20 protein-coding genes and 2 pseudogenes are annotated in these 23450 nt (G+C 62.1%); 15 read left to right on the forward strand and 7 right to left on the reverse strand.

The genetic code is table 11. The annotated features are described in order from the left end of the window. Positions 1–24 precede the first annotated feature (24 nt). Together pyk and ABIE40_RS16150 are read right to left on the reverse strand one after the other, a co-directional pair. Positions 25–1464: a pyruvate kinase gene (gene pyk / locus ABIE40_RS16145; protein WP_112719920.1), complete on the reverse strand. Its 1440-nt coding sequence runs from the start codon at positions 1462–1464 to the stop codon at positions 25–27. Beyond that, positions 1464–1934, reverse strand: a complete 471-nt coding sequence (locus ABIE40_RS16150; protein WP_112385515.1) for a DUF1036 domain-containing protein — start codon at positions 1932–1934, stop codon at positions 1464–1466. Before ABIE40_RS16150 ends, pyk begins: the two co-directional genes overlap by 1 nt. A 219-nt stretch (positions 1935–2153) precedes the next feature. Here ABIE40_RS16150 and ABIE40_RS16155 point away from each other — a divergent pair, with 219 nt between their 5' ends. The 3 genes from ABIE40_RS16155 to ABIE40_RS16165 all read left to right on the forward strand — a co-directional run bounded on the left by ABIE40_RS16155 (position 2154) and on the right by ABIE40_RS16165 (position 3616). Beyond that, positions 2154–2945 carry an N-formylglutamate amidohydrolase gene (locus ABIE40_RS16155; RefSeq protein WP_199629063.1) on the forward strand — a complete coding sequence of 264 codons (792 nt, stop codon included), beginning with the start codon at positions 2154–2156 and terminating at the stop codon, positions 2943–2945. An 11-nt stretch (positions 2946–2956) separates the two neighbouring features. After that, positions 2957–3262 carry a DUF1244 domain-containing protein gene (locus ABIE40_RS16160; RefSeq protein ID WP_199629020.1) on the forward strand — a complete coding sequence of 102 codons (306 nt, stop codon included), beginning with the start codon at positions 2957–2959 and terminating at the stop codon, positions 3260–3262. A gap of 90 nt (positions 3263–3352) precedes the next feature. Next, positions 3353–3616, forward strand: coding sequence for a DUF2312 domain-containing protein (locus tag ABIE40_RS16165; RefSeq protein WP_007527482.1), 264 nt, complete (start codon positions 3353–3355; stop codon positions 3614–3616). A 127-nt stretch (positions 3617–3743) separates the two neighbouring features. Here ABIE40_RS16165 and ABIE40_RS16170 read toward each other — a convergent pair whose 3' ends face one another. From ABIE40_RS16170 to ABIE40_RS16175, 3 genes and pseudogenes are all read right to left on the reverse strand, one after another. Continuing rightward, positions 3744–5597, reverse strand: coding sequence for a peptidoglycan L,D-endopeptidase MepK (locus ABIE40_RS16170; RefSeq protein WP_199629019.1), 1854 nt, complete (start codon positions 5595–5597; stop codon positions 3744–3746). Between the two features lie 180 nt (positions 5598–5777). Next, positions 5778–5987, reverse strand: a pseudogene (locus ABIE40_RS31040) (helix-turn-helix domain-containing protein); the annotation flags it as partial. Between the two features lie 86 nt (positions 5988–6073). Beyond that, positions 6074–7331: pseudogene (locus tag ABIE40_RS16175) on the reverse strand (sigma-54-dependent transcriptional regulator); the annotation flags it as partial. Between the two features lie 208 nt (positions 7332–7539). Here ABIE40_RS16175 and ABIE40_RS16180 point away from each other — a divergent pair. The 3 genes from ABIE40_RS16180 (at position 7540) to ABIE40_RS16190 (ending at position 11404) form a co-directional block, all read left to right on the forward strand. Then, a complete protein-coding gene (locus ABIE40_RS16180) occupies positions 7540–9393 on the forward strand; it encodes a M3 family oligoendopeptidase (protein WP_199629018.1) in 1854 nt (617 codons plus the stop codon). A 284-nt stretch (positions 9394–9677) separates the two neighbouring features. Further along, on the forward strand, positions 9678–10784 hold the full coding sequence (locus ABIE40_RS16185; RefSeq protein WP_199629062.1) for an aminodeoxychorismate synthase component I: 1107 nt from the start codon (positions 9678–9680) through the stop codon (positions 10782–10784). Further along, a complete protein-coding gene (locus ABIE40_RS16190; RefSeq protein WP_199629017.1) occupies positions 10781–11404 on the forward strand; it encodes an aminotransferase class IV family protein in 624 nt (207 codons plus the stop codon). The genes ABIE40_RS16185 and ABIE40_RS16190 overlap by 4 nt, the downstream gene beginning before the upstream one ends. On the opposite strand, the gene ABIE40_RS16195 is transcribed toward ABIE40_RS16190, so the two are convergent. After that, complete coding sequence (locus tag ABIE40_RS16195) at positions 11401–12303, reverse strand: sensor domain-containing diguanylate cyclase (protein WP_199629016.1); 903 nt, start codon at positions 12301–12303, stop codon at positions 11401–11403. The genes ABIE40_RS16190 and ABIE40_RS16195 overlap by 4 nt on opposite strands. Before the next feature lie 128 nt (positions 12304–12431). Between ABIE40_RS16195 and ABIE40_RS16200 the strand changes: the two genes are divergently transcribed. The 8 genes from ABIE40_RS16200 (at position 12432) to ABIE40_RS16235 (ending at position 20652) form a co-directional block, all read left to right on the forward strand. Beyond that, on the forward strand, positions 12432–12716 hold the full coding sequence (locus ABIE40_RS16200) for a YciI family protein (protein ID WP_199629015.1): 285 nt from the start codon (positions 12432–12434) through the stop codon (positions 12714–12716). 47 nt (positions 12717–12763) lie between these two features. Next, positions 12764–13669, forward strand: a complete 906-nt coding sequence (locus ABIE40_RS16205; protein ID WP_199629014.1) for a heme-dependent oxidative N-demethylase family protein — start codon at positions 12764–12766, stop codon at positions 13667–13669. 135 nt (positions 13670–13804) lie between these two features. Then, positions 13805–15259 (forward strand): homospermidine synthase, encoded by a 1455-nt coding sequence (locus ABIE40_RS16210; RefSeq protein WP_112719943.1) that lies wholly within the window; start codon positions 13805–13807, stop codon positions 15257–15259. A gap of 169 nt (positions 15260–15428) precedes the next feature. Further along, positions 15429–15797, forward strand: a complete 369-nt coding sequence (gene omp10 / locus ABIE40_RS16215; RefSeq protein ID WP_112719944.1) for an outer membrane lipoprotein Omp10 — start codon at positions 15429–15431, stop codon at positions 15795–15797. A 206-nt stretch (positions 15798–16003) separates the two neighbouring features. Beyond that, entirely contained in the window at positions 16004–17917 is a 1914-nt protein-coding gene (locus ABIE40_RS16220) for a 5'-nucleotidase C-terminal domain-containing protein (RefSeq protein ID WP_199629013.1), read from the forward strand. Between the two features lie 128 nt (positions 17918–18045). Beyond that, positions 18046–19080: a ferrochelatase gene (gene hemH / locus ABIE40_RS16225; protein WP_199629012.1), complete on the forward strand. Its 1035-nt coding sequence runs from the start codon at positions 18046–18048 to the stop codon at positions 19078–19080. 102 nt (positions 19081–19182) lie between these two features. Further along, positions 19183–20193, forward strand: coding sequence for an SPFH domain-containing protein (locus tag ABIE40_RS16230; protein WP_199629011.1), 1011 nt, complete (start codon positions 19183–19185; stop codon positions 20191–20193). A 3-nt stretch (positions 20194–20196) separates the two neighbouring features. Beyond that, a complete protein-coding gene (locus tag ABIE40_RS16235; protein ID WP_199629010.1) occupies positions 20197–20652 on the forward strand; it encodes an NfeD family protein in 456 nt (151 codons plus the stop codon). Here ABIE40_RS16235 and ABIE40_RS16240 read toward each other — a convergent pair whose 3' ends face one another. Further along, positions 20653–21648, reverse strand: coding sequence for a KpsF/GutQ family sugar-phosphate isomerase (locus ABIE40_RS16240; RefSeq protein ID WP_199629009.1), 996 nt, complete (start codon positions 21646–21648; stop codon positions 20653–20655). A 145-nt stretch (positions 21649–21793) separates the two neighbouring features. Here ABIE40_RS16240 and ABIE40_RS16245 point away from each other — a divergent pair, with 145 nt between their 5' ends. Next, positions 21794–23368: an outer membrane beta-barrel protein gene (locus tag ABIE40_RS16245; RefSeq protein ID WP_199629008.1), complete on the forward strand. Its 1575-nt coding sequence runs from the start codon at positions 21794–21796 to the stop codon at positions 23366–23368. Positions 23369–23450 lie beyond the last annotated feature (82 nt).

Genomic DNA, 23450 nt, shown 5'->3' on the forward strand with positions numbered 1-23450 from the left:
TATCGAGACCAAGCCTCGAACTTGTCAGATGCCGCTGCGACCATCCGAACCGATATAGGCGATGCGGATCATGTTGGTCGCACCAGGAGTGCCGAGCGGAACACCGGCCGAGATGATGATGCGGTCGCCCGGCTTGCCGAACCCTTCGTCGGCGACGATGCGGCAGGCACGGTTGACCATGTCGTCGAGGTCGGTCGCATCATGGGTGACGACGCAGTGCAGGCCCCAGACGATCGCCAGACGGCGGGCGGTCTTGATGATCGGCGACAGCGCCAGGATCGGAACCTGCGGGCGCTCGCGCGAGGCGCGCAGGCCCGTCGTGCCCGACGAGGTATAACAGACGATGGCCGAGAGCTTCAGCGTTTCGGCAATCTGGCGGGCTGCGAGCGAGATCGCGTCGGCACCGGTTGCCTCAGGCTGGGCGCGCTGGGCGTAGATGATGCCCGGATAGTGCGGCTCGCGCTCGATGGCGCTGGCGATCGAGGCCATGGTCGCAACAGCTTCAACCGGATAGTCGCCTGAAGCGGATTCGGCCGACAGCATGACGGCATCGGCGCCTTCGAACACGGCGGTCGCGACATCGGAGACTTCGGCGCGGGTCGGAACCGGAGCGGTAATCATCGATTCCAGCATCTGCGTAGCAACGACCACCGGCTTGCCCGAACGGCGGCAGGCGCGGATCAGCTGCTTCTGGATACCGGGAACGGCTTCGAGCGGCATTTCGACGCCGAGGTCGCCACGGGCAACCATCAGCGCGTCCGAAAGCTCGATGATCTCTTCGATGCGCTCGATTGCCTGCGGCTTCTCGATCTTCGACATGATGCCGACGCGGCCCTTGGCGATCTTGCGCACTTCGGCAAGATCTTCCGGGCGCTGCACGAAGGAAAGCGCGACCCAGTCGACATCGTCGGTCGCCAGCACGGCGTCGAGATCGACGCGGTCCTTGTCCGTCAGAACGCCGACGGTGAGCAGCGTATCGGGAAGGCTGACGCCCTTGCGGTCGGAAATCTTGGTGCCGGAAATGACGGTGGTGACGATGCTCTTGCCGTCGCACTTCTCAGCGCGCAGCGCGAGCTTGCCGTCGTCGATCAGCAGGCGATGGCCCGGCTGTACCGATTCCAGGATTTCCGGATGCGGCAGGAAGACGCGGGTGGCGTCGCCGGGGGCTTCGTTGTTATCGAGCGTGAAGGTCTGGCCGGGTTTCAGGTCGACTTTGGTATCGGCGAATTTGCCGACGCGAAGCTTCGGGCCCTGCAGGTCGGCGAGAATACCGATCGGGCGGCCGGAGCGCGCTTCGACGGAGCGGATACGCTGGACCAGCGTGCGCATCAGGTCATGGCTCGCATGGCTCATGTTGATGCGGAAAACGTCAGCACCGGCCTGGTGCAGCTTCTCGATCATCGCTTCTTCGCTGGAGGCGGGGCCGAGCGTTGCGAGGATTTTTACTTTGCGGTTACGCTTCATCAATTCGGGCTTTCTTGCGTTCCGGGCGTATCGGAAAGTTGGACCATCCAGCTGCCCTGGCGGCCCGTATCATATTCCTTGAACCCCATCTTCTGATAGCCACGGGCATAGCAGTCATTGACGCCCGTGATCTTGAACTCGTTTTCCGCTACGCACATCTGCACATCGCCCGTCCAACGGCCTCCCCGGGCGGCATCTTCTGCGTAGAGGTAATAGTATCGCGACTGCAGCTCTCCTTCGATCAGCGTCGCGCAGGTCGTTGCCGGGACCTGCCACCAGCCTTCGGTGATCCAGCCATCCTTGGCACGATAGCCGATGGCGACCCCGACCAGATTTTGCGTGCCATTGCAGACGCGGAAGTCCGCGCGGGCCGCGTTTGCGGCGAAGAATGGCATCATGGCTGCGAATGCGAACAATGCGAGGCGGGCAAGCGGCCCGGACCGGGTGAGGAAACTTGGTGCGGCTTGCATCAACACGGCTTCCGATTTGCTCCCACGGTTATTCGTTTTCCCGTGCCTTCTTGCGCCGCCATCCGGCGAATGTCAACGCGATGCTAATCGATTATATTCCTTTCATAACCTGCTTGTGACCATCGCGTTGCCGCAGATGCGCGATGATCCGGCTTGAACCTCCGGCACGTGCATGCGATCAGTGACCCCTCGCCCGAAATGACGAATGGCCATTCGCTGATGGAAGACTTCCAACCCTTCGAGATCCTACCCGGCAAACATGACAGCGGCATGGTGATCCTCGGCGATCACGCCATGAACCGGCTGCCCGAAAGCTACGGAAAGCTCGGCCTGCCGGAGACCGCCTTTGCCCGCCACATCGCCTACGACATAGGCATCGAGGGCCTGGCGCGCAGCCTGTCGGCAAGGCTCGGCGTACCCGCCGTTCTCGGCGGCTTCTCCCGCCTGCTGATCGACCCGAACCGCGGCGAGGACGACCCGACGCTGATCATGAAAATCTCCGACGGCGCGATCATTCCCGGCAATCACCCGATCTCCAAGGCCGAATGGCAGGGCCGCATCGAGCGTTTTCATCGCCCCTATCATGATGCCGTAGCGCTGGAGATCGCCAAGGTCGCCAGCGCCACCGGCAAGGCGCCGCTGGTCCTCTCGCTGCATTCCTATACGCCGGCATGGAAGGGCGTTCCCCGCCCCTGGCATGCCGCCGTGCTCTGGGATAGCGATCACCGCGCCGTCGGCCCGCTGCTTGACATGCTGCGCCGCGATCCCGATCTGATAGTCGGCGACAACGAGCCCTATGACGGCGCGCTCAAGGGCGATACCATGTACCAGCACTGCATGGTGACGGGGATCCCGCACGCGCTCCTCGAGGTCCGCCAGGATCTGATCGGCGACGAGACCGGGATCGCCGAATGGGCCGAACGGCTAGCGCCGGTCTTTGCGGCGATGAATGCCGATCCGGCGCTGCACGAATACAAGGTGCATCCCTCGCGCACCGGCCCCTACGCATGAAGGAAGAGACGATGACGGAACTGACGAAGGAACAGCAGACCGAATTCGAGGCAGCCGCCTTCCGCCGGCTGGTCGCCCATCTGCGTGAGCGCACCGACGTCCAGAACATCGACCTCATGAACCTCGCCGGCTTCTGCCGCAACTGCCTGTCGAACTGGTACCGCGAGGCGGCCGAGGAAAACGGTGTGCCTGTCACCAAGGACCAGTCCCGCGAGATCGTCTATGGCATGCCCTATGACGAGTGGAAAAACCTCCACCAGAACGAGGCATCGGAAGCACAGAAGACGGCTTTTGCCGAAAACAATCCCCACAAATAACGTCATCGCCGCCGAAGGGACTTGACCGCGGCGCCGCTTCACGGCAGTCACTGCCCACGAATTCCAATCCGAAAAATCAGGAGAACACGGATGTCTGATGCTCATGGCGTCGCCCGCGATCAGCTTCGCGCTTTTGTCGAGCGTATCGAACGCCTGGAAGAAGAAAAGAAGACCATTGCCGACGACATCAAGGATGTCTACGGCGAAGCCAAGGGCATGGGCTTCGATACCAAGATCCTCAAGAAGGTCGTCGCCCTGCGCAAGAAGGACGAGCAGGAACGCATGGAAGAAGATGCGATCCTCGACACCTACCTGCACGCTCTCGGCATGATCGAGGCTCCGCCGGAAGGCTGATCCCAGATATTCGCTTCGAAAGCCGCCAGGCCCCGCGCCTCGGCGGCTTTTTTTATTGCCGTGACGAACCCCAAACAAAAAAGCCGCCGGATCGCTCCAGCGGCTTTTTCAATGAATTTGAAACCGGTCAGTTCGTGTTGAACTTCTTCACTTCCATGAAGTTGACGGCGGTACCGCTGAAGCGGCCGGGATCGATCGAAGCGGTCTTGACGTTGAAGCCCTCGGCATAGACGGCCGTCGGCTGGGCGCGGAGCGTCTGGCTGACGAAGCGCGGCGCCTTGACCGGCTTGGTGACCATTTCCATGCGGGAATTCGTCAGCGCCCACTGCGAGATCATCTTCTGCGTCAGCTTCGGCTCGGTGCGGATCGAAGCGCGGCCCGCATCGGCGGCAGCGGCAACGGCCTTGGTCGGACGGCCGCCCTTGGAAGGCGCGACCGGCGCGACATCGTCGCTGGCGCGCTGTTGCGGCATGTCGAAGCTGTCACCGAAGCTTGCGGTCTTGGCGGGCGCCAGAGCAGCGAGCTGGACGGGAGCCTTTTCAGCGGGCTTCGCCGAACCCGGCATCGCAGCGCTGATCGCCTGCTCGACGGTCGACGGCGCGAGAGCCGCGACCTGCTGGTTGGCGGCAGCGCCATCCTTGGCGAGCTGCTGGGCAACGGCCGGCGAAAGCTGCTGGGCCTCGGCTTCGTCGCCTGCAGCATCCGGATCAGCGTCGGCAGCAGCGGCAAGCAGGTTCTCTGCAGCGACCGGACGATCGACCGGAGTGGGGACAGCCATCGACGGATCGATAGACGCAACTTCCGCATCACCCGGCTCGCGGCGCTGGCCAAGCAACTCCGGAACAGGGACGCGGTAGGTGCTGAGATCGGCAAACTGCTGCGGCTGGTCTTCCTGCGCCGTTGCGGCGGCAAGCGCCTGCTGGGCAGCATTGCCGGAATTGGCAGGCAGCATCGCATTGGCAACTTCGCCACCGCCGAGCTGGCCGGCAAAGGCCGGACGAACCTGCGGAACCGGCGCGTTGACCGCAGCCACCTGAACCTCTTCCGGCGCGGGAGGCTCAGCCGCGGCAGCCGGAGCTTCCGGCTTCGTCGGCGTTGCCTTGGCAACTGCGACCGGCGCCGAATCGTCCGAGCTATCCTCTTCCTCATCAGCACCACCGCCGAACAGCGCCGCAAACAGCGTCTTCGGCTTCTTGGACGAAGCAAGGTTATCGCCGCCAACGGCAGCAACGAGCGTGTCGGAATTGACGCGGCGCTTGTAGTCGGCGAGTGCCTGCTGGTAGCCCGGAAGCGGCGTGCCGTCAGCCGGGATATGCAGGGTGTTGCCGTTCGGGAAAAGCCGGACCAGCTCGTCGCGGCTCATGCGCGGCCAGGCGCGAACGCCGCCGACATCCATGTGCACGAAGGGCGAACCGGACTTCGGATAGAAGCCGACGCCGCCGACCTGCATCTTCATGCCGATGGCGCGCAGCGTTGCGAGCTTCACATCGGGAATGAAGAAGTCCATCGCCTTGCCGAGCATGTGCTGGCTCTTTTCGGCGACGCCGGAATTCCGCGAACGCGCCTTCAGCATGGCGTTGGTGCCGGGCGAACGGAAACCGCAGACGACGTTGATGTAATCCTTCGAGCCGCTCTGGCGGTACACTTCCCAGATCAGGTCGAACAGATGCGGGTCCATCTTCGTCGGCTGGTTCTTGCGCCAGTCGCGAAGGAATCGGTTCAGCTGCTCAAGACCCTTCGGATCGAACTTGCCGTTGCGTTTGTAAGTGATGACTGCCTTTTCACCCGTATGGATGAAATAGAGCTTCAGGCTGCGGGTTTCCCCCGCCGCCTCGGACGGCGTGCCGACGAATACCGGTGAGGACACCGCGAGCGCGAGAAGGGCGGCCATCGCCGTCCTAACCGCCTTTCCGCTAACGTTGGCGCAACGTGCACGCCAGCTCAAGCGCGAAGGCTTGGTATGCTCATTCAAATCCGGCAAACTCAATCCCCGTCAGACTGCCCTAATAGTCCGGCTGTCCCAATGACTGTCAAATGCGGTGACACGATGGCAAAAATGCCACACACGATCAACCTTTTCTTTACATAGTCAACGATCGACTAACAAGTGGTTTATAAACAGTAACCGGACATGCTTGCGGGAATGTTAACGCGGCAGCTGCTATGCCGCGTCTTTCTGGGGATTATCGGGGTCGATGCCGTAATCTTTCAGCTTCCTGTACAAAGTTGATCGTCCGATGCCGAGTTTCCTCGCAACTTGACTCATCTGGCCCCGATAGAATTTAAGGGCGAATCGGATCAACTCCTCTTCAACATCCGCAAGTTTGCGCACTTCGCCCGCCGGGTTGACGCTGGCGATGGCGTTATCGGCCGTTTCGCCATGGCGGCCCGACGTGTCGATCATCGACGGCGGCGGAACGCTGTAATCGGCGGCTGCGAACTCGGCTTCGCGGTCACGGTGCGAATTGTCGGCCACCAGCGCCAGATGATCGACGACATCGTATTCCGGCAGCTGTGCGGCGATCTGCGGGAAGTCCGATTCCGTCAGCTCAGGCCCTTCTGCAAGCACGACAGCGCGGAAGATCGCATTTTCCAGCTGGCGGATATTGCCCGGCCAGTCATAGGCGGTCAGCAGCGCCAGAGCGCCGGCGCTGACGGTCATGCGGTGACCGTTCTTCTGTTCCGAAGAGAAGCGGTCGGCAAAGACGCGCACCAGATGCGGGATGTCTTCCTTGCGCTTGCGCAGCGCCGGAATGGTGATCGGGAACACGTTGAGGCGATAGTAAAGGTCCTCGCGGAAGTGGCCGTTCTTGACCTCTTCGATCAGGTCCTTGTTGGTCGCCGAGATCAGCCGGACATTGACCTTGTGGGCCGTGCGGGCGCCGACCGTTTCGATCTCGCCCTGCTGCACGGCGCGCAAAAGCTTCACCTGAACCTCAAGCGGCAGATCACCGATCTCGTCGAGGAAGATGGTACCGCCATCGGCTTCCATGAACTTGCCGATGTGGCGTTCGGTCGCGCCGGTGAACGCGCCCTTCTCATGACCGAAGAGAATGCTTTCGACCAGATTGTGCGGGATCGCACCACAATTGACGGTCACGAACGGCTTGCCGGAGCGATCACCAGCCGACTGGATGGCGCGGGCGACGAGTTCCTTGCCGACGCCGGACTCGCCTTCGAGAACGACCGGGATGTTCGACTGGGCGGCGCGCTGCGCCAGATCGATGACGCGGATCATCGCCGGGCTTGCCGAGACGATATCATCGAAACCGACGACGCCCGAGCGCGAACGGCGGCCGGCACGGGCCTTCACTTCACGCTGGTCGAGCTTCATCGCGTTGGCGATCGACGTTGCGATACGTTCCGGCGACACCGGCTTGACGACGAAATCGAAGGCGCCAGCGCGCATCGCCTGGACGACCGTTTCGATACCGCCCTGGCCGGTCTGAACGATCACCGGGATCTGTGTGCCGAATTCGTGCACCGCCTCAAGAAACTCGAGACCGGTCATTTCCGGCATCATCAGATCGAGCACGATCACATTGAAGAGGCCAGCATCGCGCTTGACCATCTCCAGGCCGATGCGGCCATTTTCTGCCTGATGGACGACGTGCCCGTGGCGCTCGATTGCGTTCTTCAACAGACGGCGCTGTACCGGGTCATCCTCGACCACGAGTATCTGCCCTGCCCCTTTGAGCTCATTGTAACCGGTCATTGTCGCCTCACTTCATGCGAAACCTAGGTTGCACTCTGCCCGAAAGGCTTGAACATCCAGTTTTGAGAAATAATCGCATTTTAACGATTGTGACGATGGCGATTCCGTGCCGAAGCGGGGCCTTTTGACTGCCGAAAACCCCTTGATGCGGGGGCTTCTGGCGCATAGACAGTCAGACCTGTTTGAAAAGAGGAAGAGGAGCCCTGCCATGAATTTTGTGCTCAACGCCGCCGGTCTTAATTTTTCGGCAACATCTGCCGCCGGTGCATCCGACGCTGCGCTCGGCGATCTTCCGGTCTGGAAACTGCAGGATCTCTACCCTTCCGCAACCTCGACCGCCTTCACCAGCGACATGGAAAAGGCCGGCAAGAATTCGATCGCCTTCGAAGAGAAGTGGAAGGGCAAGCTGGCCGCCGCAGTCACCAAGACGGGTGCGGAAGGGATCGGCCAGGCGCTGAAGGAATATGAGGCGCTCGACGACATCATCGGCCGTCTCGGCTCCTTTGCCGGCCTCACCTATTTCTCCGATACGACGAGCCCGGTGAACGGCAAGCTCTATGGCGACGTCCAGGCGCGCATCACCGAATATTCGGGCCACCTGCTGTTCTTCGCGCTGGAACTCAACCGCATCGGCGACGCGGTGATGGACGCCTGCATGGCGAACGATCCCGCCGCCGGTCACTACCGCCCGTGGCTGATCGATCTGCGCAAGGACAAGCCCTACCAGCTCGACGACAAGCTGGAGCAGCTCTTCCTTGAGAAGTCGATGACATCGGCTGCCGCCTTCAACCGCCTGTTCGACGAGACGATGGCCGAGCTGCGCTACGAGATCGACGGCGAGAAGCTGCCGCTCGAAGTGGCGCTCAACATGCTGCAGGACCCGAACCCGGAGGCACGCCACAAGGCGGCGATGGCTCTGGCGGAAACCTTCAAGGCCAATATCCGCACCTTCACGCTGATCACCAATACGCTCGCCAAGGACAAGGACATCTCCGACCGCTGGCGCGGCTTCGAAGACATTGCCGACTCCAGGCATCTCGCCAACCGCGTAGAGCGCGAAGTCGTCGATGCCTTGGCTGCCGCCGTCAAGGAAGCCTATCCGCGCCTCTCGCACCGCTACTATTCGATGAAGGCGAAGTGGCTCGGAATGGACCAGATGAATTTCTGGGACCGCAATGCGCCGCTGCCGGAAACCTCGAACGCCGTCATTTCCTGGAACGAGGCGAAGGACACGGTTCTCTCCGCCTACGGAAATTTCGCACCCGAGATGGCCGCGATTGCCAAGCGCTTCTTCGACGAGGAATGGATTGATGCGCCGGTTCGCCCCGGCAAGGCGCCGGGCGCCTTCGCGCACCCGACCGTTCCCTCGGCGCACCCTTATGTACTCGTCAATTACATGGGCAAGCCGCGCGACGTGATGACCCTCGCGCACGAGCTCGGCCACGGCGTTCATCAGGTTCTGGCCGGCGGCCAGGGCGCATTGATGTGCCAGACGCCGCTGACGCTGGCCGAGACCGCCTCGGTCTTCGGCGAAATGCTGACCTTCCGTGCTCTGCTCGACAAGACCAGCGACAAGCCCGAGCGCAAGGCGATGCTGGCCCAGAAGGTCGAGGACATGATCAACACGGTCGTGCGCCAGATCGCCTTCTACGAATTCGAACGCAAGGTGCACACCGCCCGCAAGGCCGGCGAGCTGACGTCGGATGATATCGGCGAACTGTGGCTATCGGTGCAGTCGGAAAGCCTCGGCCCGGCGATCAAGATCTCCGAGGGATACGAGACCTACTGGGCCTATATCCCGCACTTCATCCACTCGCCCTTCTACGTTTATGCCTACGCCTTCGGCGACTGCCTGGTGAACTCGCTCTATGCCGTCTACCAGAAGGCCGACAAGGGTTTTCAGGACAAGTATTTCGAGCTGCTGAAAGCCGGCGGCACCAAGCATCACTCCGAACTCCTCAAGCCTTTCGGCCTCGACGCCACCGATCCGTCGTTCTGGAGCAAGGGCCTGTCGATGATCGAAGGGCTGATCGACGAATTGGAAGCTTTGGATAAGGGCTGAATCGAAGGGCCGATGAGGGGACGCTTCGGCCTGTCAGGCGGGTATTAGGCCGTCCTTGTCGTTGGTCCATGAGAGAACGAATGACGCCAACCCAAACTCTCCCTCATTCCTGTGCTTGTCACAGGAATCCAGCCACGGCGCGTCTGCGCCGTGAAGGGAGTCTTTCGCGCCCAAGGACTTGGGCGCGCTGGATTCCTGTTACGAGCACAGGAATGAGGGAGACGTAAGTGGACAACGTATCCTCCCCCTTCATCCTGTTCCGCGACGACACCACCGATCAGACTATGCTCTTCGCCGAGCCGTCCGAAATCATCATCGCAAACAACAGCACCGACTTCTTCTCCGCCCTGCAGCGCATGGAGAACGCCAAAGCCGCCGGCAAATGGCTTGCGGGCTACATCTCTTACGAGGCCGGCTACCTGTTCGAGGACAAGCTCGCTCCAAAACTCCCGTCCAATCGCCAATCCCCTCTCCTCTGCTTCGGCGTCTTCGACGGCCCTGCACCCGATGGCCATCCCCTGTCGCAGCCGGTCCGCCGCCGCGACAACGAGGAGTTCGTGACGGCACCGAAAGCCGGTTGGGAGTTCGAGACCTACAAGACCCGCTTCGACCGCCTCCACTGGCACCTGCGGCAGGGCGACTGCTATCAGGCGAACCTGACCATGCCCATCGAGGCGCGCTGGAGTGGCGATCCGCTCGCCGCCTTCTGGTCGCTGATCGAGCGGCAGCCGGTGAAATACGGCGCCTATGCCGATCTCGGTGGTCCCATCATCCTGTCGCGCTCGCCGGAGCTCTTCTTCCGCACCGATGAGGACGGCTGGATCGAGACGCATCCGATGAAGGGCACCGCCAAGCGTGGCGCCGATGCAGCCGAGGACGAGGCGATCAAGGCGGCGATGCTCGCCGATATCAAGACGCAGGCCGAGAACCGGATGATCGTCGATCTCCTGCGCAACGATATCTCGCGGATCACCGAAGTCGGAACACTCGACGTCCCGAAGCTATTCGATATTGAGACCTATCCGACCGTGCACCAGATGGTCAGCCACGTGCAGGCGAAACTGCTGCCGGATCTGACGATCCGCGATATCTTCGCCGCCCTCTTCCCCTGCGGCTCGATCACCGGCGCCCCGAAGCTCAGCGCCATGCAGATCCTCGACGATCTCGAGGACCGCCCGCGCGACGTCTATTGCGGCGCGATCGGCATGATCGCTCCGGCGGGCGCCATGCGCTTCTCCGTCGCCATCCGCACCATCAGCCTGTTCGACAACGGCCACGCGGTCTTCAATGTCGGCGGCGGCATCGTCTTCGATTCGACTGCCGAAGCCGAATACGAGGAATGCCTGCTGAAGGCCCGCTTCGCGATCGGCGACCAGGAAATTGCCAGATGAGCGATTTCTCGCTGATCGAGACCCTGCGCTTCGAGCCCGGTATCGGCTTCACCCGCCTGCGGCTGCATCTCGCCCGGCTGGACCGCTCCGCCCGCCGCATCGGCTTCCCCGCGCCGCTTCAGGCGAAGGACAGGCTGGAAGAGGCCGTCGCTGGTGCGACGACATCGCTGCGCGTCCGCCTGACTCTCGATGCTGCCGGGCGGATCGATGTGACGAGCGTGGCTTTCACACCACTGGCGCCGGACACTGTCTGGAAAGTCCGCATCGCTTCGCAACGGCTCGACAGCGCCGACAAGCTGCTGCGCATCAAGACCACGCGGCGAGAGGTCTACGAAGCCGCCCGGGCGGAATATCCGGCGAGTGAAGCCGACGAGGTGCTGATGCTCAACGAGAATGACGAGGTCTGCGAAGGCACGATCACCTCGGTCTTTCTCGTTGACGGCTCGGGCCTGTTGCGCACGCCGCCGATCTCCTGCGGTCTGCTTGCAGGCGTCTTACGCACCGAACTCATCTGCCAGCGCAAGGCCCGCGTCGGCAGGATCAGCCTCGCCGATATTGCCGGGGGCAAGCTCTACATGGGCAATTCGCTGCGCGGCTTGATCCCCGCGGTGCTTGCCTAGGCTGCGATCTTCAGCCGGTCGCGGCCGCTCTGCTTGGCAATGTAGAGCGCCTCGTCGGCCCGCGCATAGAGCTGCTGCACCGTGTCTCCGGCCTTGAGCTCTGCAAGCCCCGCTGAGCAGGTATAGGAAAAGCCCGGCAAGGTGGGAAGCGGATGGGCAATGCGGACCAGCTCCAGCACGCGGTCGATGATCCGCTCGCCTTGTTCGAGCGTCGTATCCGGAAACACCAGCATGAATTCCTCGCCGCCGATCCGCCCGAAGCTGTCGCGGCGCCTGATCACCGGCTGCACCCGCCGGGCAAAGTCGATCAGCACCTGGTCGCCGACCTGATGGCCAAAATTGTCGTTGATGCGCTTGAAGAAATCGAGATCGACGATGCAGATGCAGCCGCTGAGCGCCGATGTTTCCTGACGGGCGATCATGTTCTCCAGCGCAGCCATCATGAAGCGGCGGTTGGAGATACAAGTCAGCTCGTCGGTCTGCGATGCCCTGAGCGCGAAATCGCGATCCTGGCGCAGATCCCGCTGGCTGGTTTTCATATGGGTGATGTCGCTCGCCATGCACAGCATCCAGCCGTCGCGCTGCACCGTCTCCGTCATCCAGAACCAGCGCCCGTCGACGACATCCATCTCGAAGGCCCGGAACGGCAGCTTGCCGCGGCGGGACTGGGCAGACATCAGCCATGCCTCGAAATCCGTGGTGCGAATGATGGTGCCGCGCCCCGCCTTGGTGTTGCGGCGCATCAGCTCTGCCCATGTGGGCGTTTCGTCCGGCTCAAGCGCGAAGGTGGAGCGAAAGGCGGCATTTGTATATTGCACGCGGTCGTCCTGATCGTAGAGGACGATCATGACGGCGCTTTCCTCCTGCAACTCCGCAAGCCGCTCCGATATATTGGTCATGCGACGGTTCCGGGCGTACTAATGGCGATGTGTGGCACAATGCTTCAAAACTATAAAAAGAAAATGGATAAGGCAGTGCAATTTCTGTTATCAACAGCCCCAAAACGGCACAACCCTCGGGATCAAAGATGTTCATACTTTCCCTCACCTATGTGAAGCCCAACGAAGAGGCCGACAAGCACATGGAACCGCATATGGCCTGGGTGAAGGAAGGCTATGCCAAGGGCTGGTTCCTAGCCTCCGGCCGCAAGGTCCCCCGCACCGGCGGCGTCATCCTCGCCACCGGCAATCGCGCCGAGATCGAAGCCTATGTCGCCGCCGATCCGTTTACGGTGCATGGGGTGGCGAAGTACGAGGTGACCGAAGTGGCGCTGACGACGGTCAATGCCGGGCTGGAAGCGTTGAAGGGCTAGCCTCTTTACTCTTGCATCAATCACCGCAAACCGGCAGTTTCCTGACAATGAAACTTCCCGCTTACACACCCTATGATGGATCCTCGAAGCCGTTCACCATCGGCTTGATGCCGCTCGATATCGGCCGCTGGATCGAGCCGGACGGTGATCTCGCGCGCTATCTGGCGGAAAAGCGCGGGCTTCTCGCCGCACACCGCCAGGATGTGTTCGTCGCCGAAGACGATACGCAAGCGGCACAGGAAGAATGTCTCGGCCTCCTCGCCGATCATCTCTGCTCCGCCTACCCGGATCGCTATGTCAGGCATGGCGACATCATCACGGCCGGAGACACCGAAGTCGATCTCACCGACGTGTCGCTGCCGCCGCTGATGCGCGCCGGCCTTCTCGTCGAAGACGATTTGGTCATCATGCGCCGCAAGGACGATGGGTGGCATCTGGTCGCAGGCCATGTCTCCTTTCCGTCGTCCTGGTCGCTGCAGGAAAAGTTCGGCCGGCCGATGCAGGCGATCCATGCCGATGTGCCCGGTTTCAGCGAAGGCACGCGCAACGCGGTGCTGATCACCCGCATCTTCGACAATCTGCAGGTCACCCAGCCCGTCGAGCGGATGAACTGGTCGGTCAACACGACAGGCGATCTCTTCCTGCCGGTGTCCAAGCACCGGCGCCCGCCGTCTTCCGAGGATTTCACGCTTGCAGAGCGGTTCGCCCGCGTCGAGCGGCAGACGTTGCGCAAGCTCCCTGTTTCCGGTGACATCGTCTTCACGATCCGCGTCTATGTCGATCCGATCGCCGCGATCGAGCATCACCCGCGCGCCGCCGAACTCGCGTCGAGCTTCGCCACGCAGCTTGCCGCGCTCGACGAACAGCAGACGGCTTACAAGGGATTGACACTGCAGAAAGCCGAGCTCGTGCAGAAGCTGCACAGCCTTGCACAACAGCTCGCACCCGCCTGATATTAGATTTCCCGGCCGAACGCTCTTTATTGTGACGCCATTTTGTGGTTAGAGCCGGTCACTTCGCGAATTTTCAGCCCATTTTGAAGAATTCTTCAGGCAGATCGCCTTCGTCGCCTTCCACAGGAGAAAAGAATGACGGAACAGAACCACCCGGTATATGCCGAAATTACCGGCCCGATCGTGATGATCGGCTTTGGCTCCATCGGCCGCGGCACGCTGCCGCTGATCGAGCGCCACTTCAAGTTCGACAAGAACCGGTTGGTTGTCATCGACCCGCGCGAAGAGCCGGGCGACATGGAAATCCTCAAGAAGCACGGCGTCCGTCACATCAAGGAATATGTGACCAAGGACAACTACAAGGACCTCCTGAAGCCGCTGCTGACGGAAGGTGAAGGCCAGGGCTTCTGCGTCAACCTTTCGGTTGATACCGGCTCGCTCGACCTGATGAAGCTCTGCCGCAAGCTCGACGTTCTCTACATCGATACCGTCGTCGAGCCGTGGCTCGGCTTCTATTTCGACAAGAACATGAAGAATGCCGACCGCACCAATTATGCTCTGCGCGAAACCGTGCGCAAGGAAAAGGAAAAGAACCCGGGCGGCGCAACAGCCGTTTCCACCTGCGGTGCAAACCCGGGCATGGTCTCCTGGTTCGTCAAGCAGGCGCTGGTCAACCTCGCCAATGACACGGGCCTGAAGTTCGAAGAGCCGGATCAGCACGACCGCGAAGGCTGGGCGAAGCTGATGAAGAAGCTCGGCGTCAAGGGCGTCCACATTGCCGAGCGCGACACGCAGCTCACCAAGAACCCGAAGCCGCTCAACGTCTTCTGGAACACCTGGTCCGTCGAAGGCTTCATCTCCGAAGGTCTGCAGCCGGCCGAACTCGGCTGGGGCACCCACGAAAACTGGATGCCGAAGAACGCCAAGAAGCACAAGAAGGGCTGCAAGGCCGCCATCTACCTCGAGCAGCCCGGCGCCAACACCCGCGTTCGCACCTGGTGCCCGACGCCGGGTCCGCAGTACGGCTTCCTCGTCACCCACAACGAGTCCATCTCGATCGCCGATTACTTCACGGTGCGCGACAAGGACGGCGAAGTGACCTTCCGCCCGACCTGCCACTATGCCTACCATCCGGCGAACGACGCCGTTCTGTCGCTGCATGAAATGTTCGGCAACGGCGGCAACTCGCAGCCCGTTCACCACGTCCTCGACGAGGACGAACTGGTCGAAGGCATCGACGAACTCGGCGTGCTGCTCTACGGCCACGAGAAGAACGCCTACTGGTTCGGCTCGCGCCTGTCGCTCGAAGAAACCCGCCGCATCGCGCCTTACCAGAACGCCACCGGCCTGCAGGTCACCTCGGCCGTTCTGGCCGGCATGGTCTACGCTCTCGAAAACCCGAAGGCCGGCATCGTCGAAGCCGACGAGATCGACTACAAGCGCTGCCTCGAAGTGCAGCTGCCCTACCTCGGCCCGGTCGAAGGTCACTACACCGACTGGACGCCGCTCGATGGCCGCCCGGGCCTCTTCCCGGAGGATCTGGACACCAAGGATCCGTGGCAGTTCAAGAACATCCTGGTTCGCTCGTAATCGCGAACCGGTGAAAACCAAGATGCCCGCCGCAAGGCGGGCATTTTTGTAACGCCTGCTGTGTAAATTCGCTTCGGCGTTGCAGAAGGCTTGCCTTGGCGGCCGCCCCGCGCCATGTTTTTTCCGAACTCTTGCGGATAAAGTCCGCCGTCAATCGCCGGAGAAGCTTATGAAGTTGAGAAATATTGCCGCGCTGGCGGCTGCCGCAGCAGCGCTCGCCGCCTGTGTTTCCTCTGATCCCCGCCCGATGCCTGTCGCCACAAGCGCCGCTCCGGCCGGTGTCGAAGGCGCATGGCGCGATCCGAACGGCATCGTCTCGACTTTCCAGGCCGGTACCTTCACCACCCGCACGACCGACAGCAACCAGCTGCTCGCCTCCGGTACCTATGTGAACACAGGGCCGTCTCTGGTCGAGATCAACATGACCTCGCTGGTGCGCAAGACGCAGTCGAAGGTCAATTGCGCCCTCGTCAACCCGACCCAGCTGAATTGCACCGCCGATTCCGGCTCGCAGTTCACGCTGACGCGCAGCATGTAACTGCGCTCGAAATCCGGACGATCAAAAGCTCCCCTTCGCGGGAGCTTTTTTGTTTACCGCTACTTGGAAAGCGCCGGGACTGGCACAGCTTTTCGCTTGCGGTTGCGCAGGCTTGGTGAAAACATCCGGCGCGCCGGGGAACGGCTAAGAGGGATCGGCGGAACAGCCAGGGGTAAACGCTGCCGCCGGAAAATCAGGAGAACAGGATGACGAAATCCTTTAATTTCGGTCTGCTGACGGCATCCATGCTGGCGCTCAGCACAAGCGCCGCCTTTGCGGACTACCAGCTCAATATTCTTCACATCAACGATTTCCATTCACGCATTGAATCGATCAACAAGTTCGATTCCACCTGCTCTGCCGAGGAAGAAGGCAAGAAGGAATGCTTCGGCGGTGCCGCCCGCCTGAAGACCGCGATCGACCAGCGCCGCCAGGCTCTCACAGGCCAGAACGTGCTGCTGCTCAATGCCGGCGACAATTTCCAGGGCTCGCTCTTCTACACGACTTACAAGGGCGCGGCCGAAGCCGAAGTGCTGAACGCCATGAAGTTCGACGTCATGACCGTCGGCAACCATGAATTCGACGACAGCGAAGACGGCCTCGCCACCTTCCTCGACAAGGTTCAGTTCCCGGTCATCTCCGCCAACGTTCTCGCCGGTGACGGCTCCAAGCTCGGCGACCGCATCAAGCCGTCGCTGGTTCTCGATGTCGGCGGCCAGAAGATCGGCGTCGTCGGCGCCGTGACCAACGACACGGAAGAACTCTCCTCGCCCGGCCCGAAGGTGCTGATCGCCGACGACGTCGCCTCGATCACCGCAGCCGTTCAGGAGCTGAAGGCACAGGGCATCAACAAGATCATCGCGCTGACCCATGTCGGCTATCCGCGCGATCTCGCCTTCATCGCCAAGATCCCGGATGTCGACGTCGTTGTCGGCGGCCACTCGCACAGCCTGCTGTCGAACACCGATCCGAAGGCCGAAGGCCCCTATCCGACGATGGTGGACAATCCCGGTGGCTACAAGGTTCCGGTCGTGCAGGCCGCTTCCTACAGCAAATATCTCGGTGATCTCGTCGTCGACTTCGACGACAACGGCGTCGTCAAGAGCGCCAAGGGTGATCCGATCCTGATCGACTCCTCCTTCACGCCTGATCCGGCGCTGACGGCACGCATCGCCGAGCTCGCCAAGCCGATCGAAGACCTGCGCAAGAAGGTCATCGGCGCCTCGGAAGGCCCGATCGAGGGCGACCGCACCATTTGCCGCGTCAAGGAATGCTCGATGGGCAACCTCGTCGCTGACGCGATGCTCGACCGCACCAAGAGCCAGGGCGTCCAGATCGCCATCCAGAACGGCGGCGGCCTGCGTGCGTCCATCGATGGCGGCGAAGTCACCCAGGGCGAAGTCATCACCGTCCTGCCCTTCCAGAACACGCTGGCAACCTTCCAGCTGACCGGTGCCGACGTCGTCAAGGCGCTGGAAAACGGCGTCAGCCAGATCGACCAGGGCGCGGGCCGCTTCGCGCAGGTTGCGGGTCTCAAGTACACCTTCGATCAGTCGAAGCCCGTCGGCAGCCGCGTCAGCGACGTTCAGGTGAAGACCGGCGATGCTTTCGCGCCGATCGACCCGGCCAAGACCTATGGCGTTGCCACCAACAACTTCATGCGCGCGGGCGGCGACGGCTACTCGATCTTCGAGAGCGCCGGCAAGAACGCCTATGACTTCGGCCCCGATCTTGCCGACGTCACTGTCGAGTATCTGACGGCGCACAACCCCTACAAGCCCTACACCGATGGCCGCGTCACCGAGATCGCTGCAACCGGCACCGCTGCTACCCCGGCCGCTCCTGCGGCACCCGCTGCTCCTGCGGCACCCGCTGCTCCGGCGGCGCCCGCCGCTCCTGCGGCATCGGCACCGTCTGCCGAACCGGCTGCACCGGCCGCTTCCGCACCGGCCGCCGCAACGCCGTCCAGCCACGTCATTGCCGCCGGTGACACGCTCTGGGATCTCGCCAAGCAGTTTTACGGCAACGGTGAACTCTGGAAGAAGATCTCCGAAGCCAACGGTAGCCCGAACCCGCGCCGCCTCATGGTCGGCGAGGAGCTGAAGCTTCCCGCCAAGTAAGACGATTTGTCCCGATCTTCGAAGCCGGTCCGGGGTTCCCCGGGCCGGCTTTTCTACTTATAGGGTTGAACCAACCGAACCCGGCTGCGTATGAGCGGGGCGAAGACATCATGAGCGTTGGGGCCAGTATGACTGCTGAAATTTCGAACCGCCCGGCGGACCATCCGCCCGTCAGCTTTGGCAAGGTGGGCGTGCTGCTCGTCAATCTCGGCACGCCCGATGGCACCGACTACAATTCGATGCGCCGCTATCTCCGGGAGTTCCTGACCGATAAGCGCGTCATCGAATGGTCGCCCTGGAAGTGGTACCCGATCCTCTTCGGCATCGTCCTCAACACCCGCCCCCAGAAAGTCGGCAAGGCCTATGAGACGATCTGGAACAGGGACAAGAACGAGAGCTACCTGCGCACCTACACCCGCAACCAGTCAGAACTGATGGCTGCGCGGCTGAAGGACCTGCCAAATGTCGTCGTCGACTGGGCGATGCGCTACGGCAACCCCTCCATCGCCTCGAAAATCGACAGCCTGAAGGCTGCGGGCTGCGACCGCATCGTGCTCTTCCCGCTCTATCCGCAATATGCGGCAGCGACGACGGCGACCGTTAACGACAAGGCCTTCCAGAAGCTCTTGACCATGCGCTGGCAGCCGGCGGTGCGCACCGTGCCCGAGTATCACGACGACGAGACCTATATCGAAGCGCTCGCCAACTCCGTGCAGCAGCACCTCGCGACCCTCGACTGGGAGCCGGACATGGTGCTCGCCTCCTTCCACGGCATCCCGATGTCCTACTTCAAGCAGGGTGACCCCTATTACTGCCAGTGCCAGAAGACCGGACGGCTGCTGCGCGAGCGCCTGGGCCTGCCGAAGGAAAAGTTCATGGTCACCTTCCAGTCCCGCTTCGGGCCGGAAGAATGGCTTCAGCCCTATACCGACAAGACCGTCGAGAAGCTGGCGCAGGACGGCGTCAAGAAGATCGCCGTCCTCAACCCGGGCTTCGTTTCCGACTGTCTGGAAACGCTGGAAGAAATCGCCGAACAGGCGGCTCATTCCTTCCATGAGAATGGCGGCGAGAAATTCACCCATATCCCCTGCCTGAACGACAGCGAGGACGGCATGCGCGTGCTCGAAAAGGTGGTCCGCCGGGAGCTGCTCGGCTGGGTCTGATCCAGACAGCGGCTTTTTGTTGCGGATCGTTGCAAATAACGGGATAAGTCTCCACGTTTGATGTGTGCCGGATTTTCCGGCAACAACCGGTGGAGGAATTTCATGGTCCTGGGCGGCTTCGACATCGTCGTCATCGCACTCGTCATCTTCGTCATTCTGGTGCTGTTTGCCGGCATCAAGACGGTGCCGCAGGGCTATCGCTACACGATCGAGCGTTTCGGCCGCTATACGCGTACGCTGGAGCCCGGCCTCAACCTGATCACCCCCTTCATCGAGCGCGTCGGCGCGAAGATGAATGTGATGGAACAGGTGCTGAATGTGCCGACCCAGGAAGTGATCACCAAGGACAACGCCTCGGTCTCCGCCGATGCCGTGTCCTTCTATCAGGTGCTGAACGCCGCGCAGGCCGCCTATCAGGTCTCCAACCTCGAAAACGCCATTCTCAACCTGACCATGACCAACATCCGCTCGGTCATGGGCTCGATGGACCTCGACGAACTGCTTTCGAACCGCGACGCCATCAACGACCGCCTGCTGCGTGTCGTCGACGAGGCCGTGCATCCCTGGGGCATCAAGGTCACCCGCGTCGAGATCAAGGACATCCAGCCGCCCCGCGACCTCGTCGATGCCATGGCCCGCCAGATGAAGGCAGAACGCGAGAAGCGCGCCCAGGTTCTGGAAGCGGAAGGTTCGCGAAACGCCCAGATCCTGCGCGCCGAAGGCGCCAAGCAGTCGGCCATCCTGCAGGCTGAGGGACAACGCGAAGCCGCCTTCCGCAACGCTGAAGCCCGCGAGCGCCTGGCCGAGGCCGAAGCCAAGGCAACGAAGATGGTCTCCGAGGCGATCGCCGCCGGTGACGTCCAGGCGATCAACTACTTCGTGGCGCAGAAATACACCGAAGCCCTGACCTCCATCGGCTCGGCATCCAATTCCAAGGTCGTGCTGATGCCGATCGAGGCATCGTCGATTCTCGGCTCGCTGAGCGGCATCGGCGCCATCGCCAAGGAAGTCTTCGGCGACGGCAGCACCCCGCCTGCGCCGCAGCCGCCCCGGCAGGTGGCGCAGCGCAGCACCCCGCCCGTCAACCCCTTCAACCAGAACCCGGAGCGCTGACGCATGCTGGCACGCATCGTTGCAGAGCTCGGGCCCTGGACCTGGTGGGTAGCCGGCCTCGTATTGCTGGCCGCCGAAATGATCGTGCCCGGCTTCTTCCTCGTCTGGATCGGGCTGGCGGCGCTTGCCGTCGGCATACTGTCGCTGCTGCTCTGGGATGCCGGCTTCTGGGTCTGGGAAGTACAGCTCATCCTGTTCGCGGCGCTCTCGGTCGCCGCGACCTTTATCGGCCGCCGCCTGACGCTGCGCCACGATGCGACCGACGAGCCCTTCCTCAACCAGCGCGGCGCGAGCCTTGTCGGGCGCACAGCCACGCTGGCGGAGCCGATCACCGAAGGCAGAGGCCGGATAAAGCTGGATGATACGATCTGGCAGGTCATGGGACCGGACCTGCCGGCCGGCACCCGCGTCAAGGTCGTCGCCAGCACCGGGCGCGACCTGACGGTGGAAGCCGCCTGATCAGGCGACGCCGATCCGCAAGAGATCGTGGAAATGGACGAGCCCCACCGGGCGATTGTCGTCGTCGACGACGATCAGCGCGCCGATGTGATATTCCTCGAGCAAGGCAAGCGCAGCCGTCGCAAGTACCTTCGGCTTCACCACCTTCGGCGTCCGGGTCATGATATCGTCGACCGCCAGTTCGGCAAGATTGCGCGACAGGTTGCGTGCCATATCGCCTTCGGTGACGATGCCGCAAAGCTTCCCGTCGCCGTCGAGAACGCCGACGCAGCCGAAATGCTTGCTCGACAGAACCTTGATCGCATCCTGCATCGGCGTACCCTCCGCCACCAGCGGCAGACGGTCACCCTTGTGCATGATGTCGGAGACGTGGGTCAGGCTGGCGCCCAGCTTGCCGCCCGGATGGAAGACGTGGAAGTCGCGGGCCGTGAAGCCGCGCGCATCGAGCAGCGCCATGGCGAGCGCATCGCCGATAGCCAGCTGCATCATCGCCGATGTCGTCGGCGCCAGACCGTGCGGACAAGCTTCCATCTCTTTCGGCAGCTTCAATACGATATCGGCCGCCTCGCCCAAAACGGAATTTTCATCGCAGGTAATGGCGATCAGCGGGATCGAGAAGCGGCGGGAGTAGTTCAGGATCGCCTTCAGTTCCGGCGCTTGGCCGCTCCAGGAAACGGCAATGATCGCGTCCTGATCACCGATCATACCGAGATCGCCATGGTTGGCCTCGGCGGCATGGACGAAGAACGCAGGCGTGCCCGTTGAAGCGAATGTCGCCGCGAGCTTGACGCCGATATGGCCGCTCTTGCCAACGCCGGTTACCACGAGGCGCCCCTTGATGGCGCTGATCGTCTCGACGGCCTGACTGAAGGGTCCGGAGAGACCATCGTCGAGCGCCCGCTCAAGGGCTTCAAGGCCGCGCCGCTCGATGCTGATGGTCCGCCGCGCGGACTCCAGCACGCTGTTTTCGATCAGATTGACGACTTTTCTCATCATGTGCCTGCGTTACCGCTTTTCACTGTGGCTGTCCATCGTTGTCGCGCTTGCAAGCACAGGCCGCCTTGGCCGCCCTAAACGAATGATTAACTATGACACTTTACTTTCGGGTAACAAGTTGAAGCATGCCACACGCGGATTCTGAATGGGCAAGGAACGTGATACGAGCAGTTTGACGCCGCTCCGTGCGACGCGCTTTGCCGTGTCTGCCGTTCTTCTCACCGCAGCGCTGCCGCAGATCGCCTTCGCGCAGTCGGCGCAGACCTACGGCAGCGGCACATCCGCCTATCAATCATCGTCCCAATATTCTTCCGGCGGCAACACCGGCGATCAGCAGGCGCAAACCGTTGATCTCGATGGCGACGGCGTCCCGGATCCCGGCCAGCCCGGCGTTTCCTCCCCCGATGGCACGGCGACCCAGACCGGCACCACGCAGCAGACCGGCACGGCATCCACCACGGCAACCGGTGACCAGCAGCCGAGCGACGAAACAACCGGCTCGATCCTCGACGAGGACATCCGCCGCCTGAACACCCGCGAACCGGCGATCGATGAGCGCCGCCTGCCGCGCAAGGCCGACGATACGCTGACCGAGAAGGACACCGACGGCATCCGCGTCGGCACCTTCATCCTGCGCCCGTCGATCACCCAGTCGATCAATACCGAGACGACCAAGGATAACGGCATCAAGGAAAGCCGCGGCTTCCTGCAGACCGACGGCAATGCGACGCTGACCTCCGATTGGGGCCTGCATCAGCTGACAGTCACCAGCCAGGGCAGCTGGCAGCAGAATATCAGCGGCGAAGGCGAGGAACAGCCGTCCTTCCAGATCGATGGCGACCTGCGCCTCGATCTGCCCGAGGACACCACCGCCCATCTCAAGGGCGGCTACCGCTTCTACCGCGAAGACACCGACGATCCGAACGCCATCTCCGACGCCGACGAGCAGTCGAACGTCCAGGAATTCAGCACCGGCGCCTCGATCGAGCGTGACTTCGGCGTCTTGCGCGGCACGACGGAAATCGGTGTCGTCCGGACGATCTATTCCGACGTGACGCTGGCGAACGGCACGACTGTTTCCCTCAGCGACCGCGACCAGACCGCCGGGAATTTCCGCGCCCGCATCGGCTACGAGCTCTCCTCGGCGCTCATCCCCTTCATCGAAGGCACCGTCGGCAAGACCGTCTATGACGAGACGCGCGACAGTTCAGGCTATGCGCGCTCCGGCAACAGCTACGGCGCCAAGGCCGGTGTTCAGATCGATCTCGGCGAGAAATTGAAGGGCGAAGTCAGCGCCGGTTACGAGACGGCCAATTTCGATGACGACCGTCTGTCGTCGATCGATACGGCAACCGTCGATGCCAATATCGTCTGGTCGCCGCTGCGCGGCACCAATGTCGGCTTCGACCTGCAGACCAGCATTCAGCCTTCCACCACGCCGGGGCTGAGCGGTTACGTCTCGCATGCCCTGTCGACAACGATCACGCATCAGCTGCGCGACAATCTGCAGGCAACGGTTCTGGGTGGAGTGACGCTCCGCGACTATCCGGCCGGAGCGAGCAGCGATGAGACCGTTTACACGACGAGCGCCGGTCTGATCTGGAACATCAACCGCTATCTCGATCTGACGAGCACTGTCGGCTACGAGCTGACGACGCGGGATGAAGGCACCGACTCGCAGCAATGGCGAGCCGGTGTCGGTTTGCGGTTGAAGCGCTAGAGCGCCGTGCGTCCATATGGACGCACAAAGGACGCTCTAACTCTTTGAATCTACGCATCAGGCTTTCCGAAAATCGATTCCG

Origin of the sequence: Rhizobium sp. OAE497, from assembly GCF_040546565.1 — a bacterium.
In the GTDB taxonomy this organism is placed as follows: Bacteria; Pseudomonadota; Alphaproteobacteria; order Rhizobiales; family Rhizobiaceae; genus Rhizobium.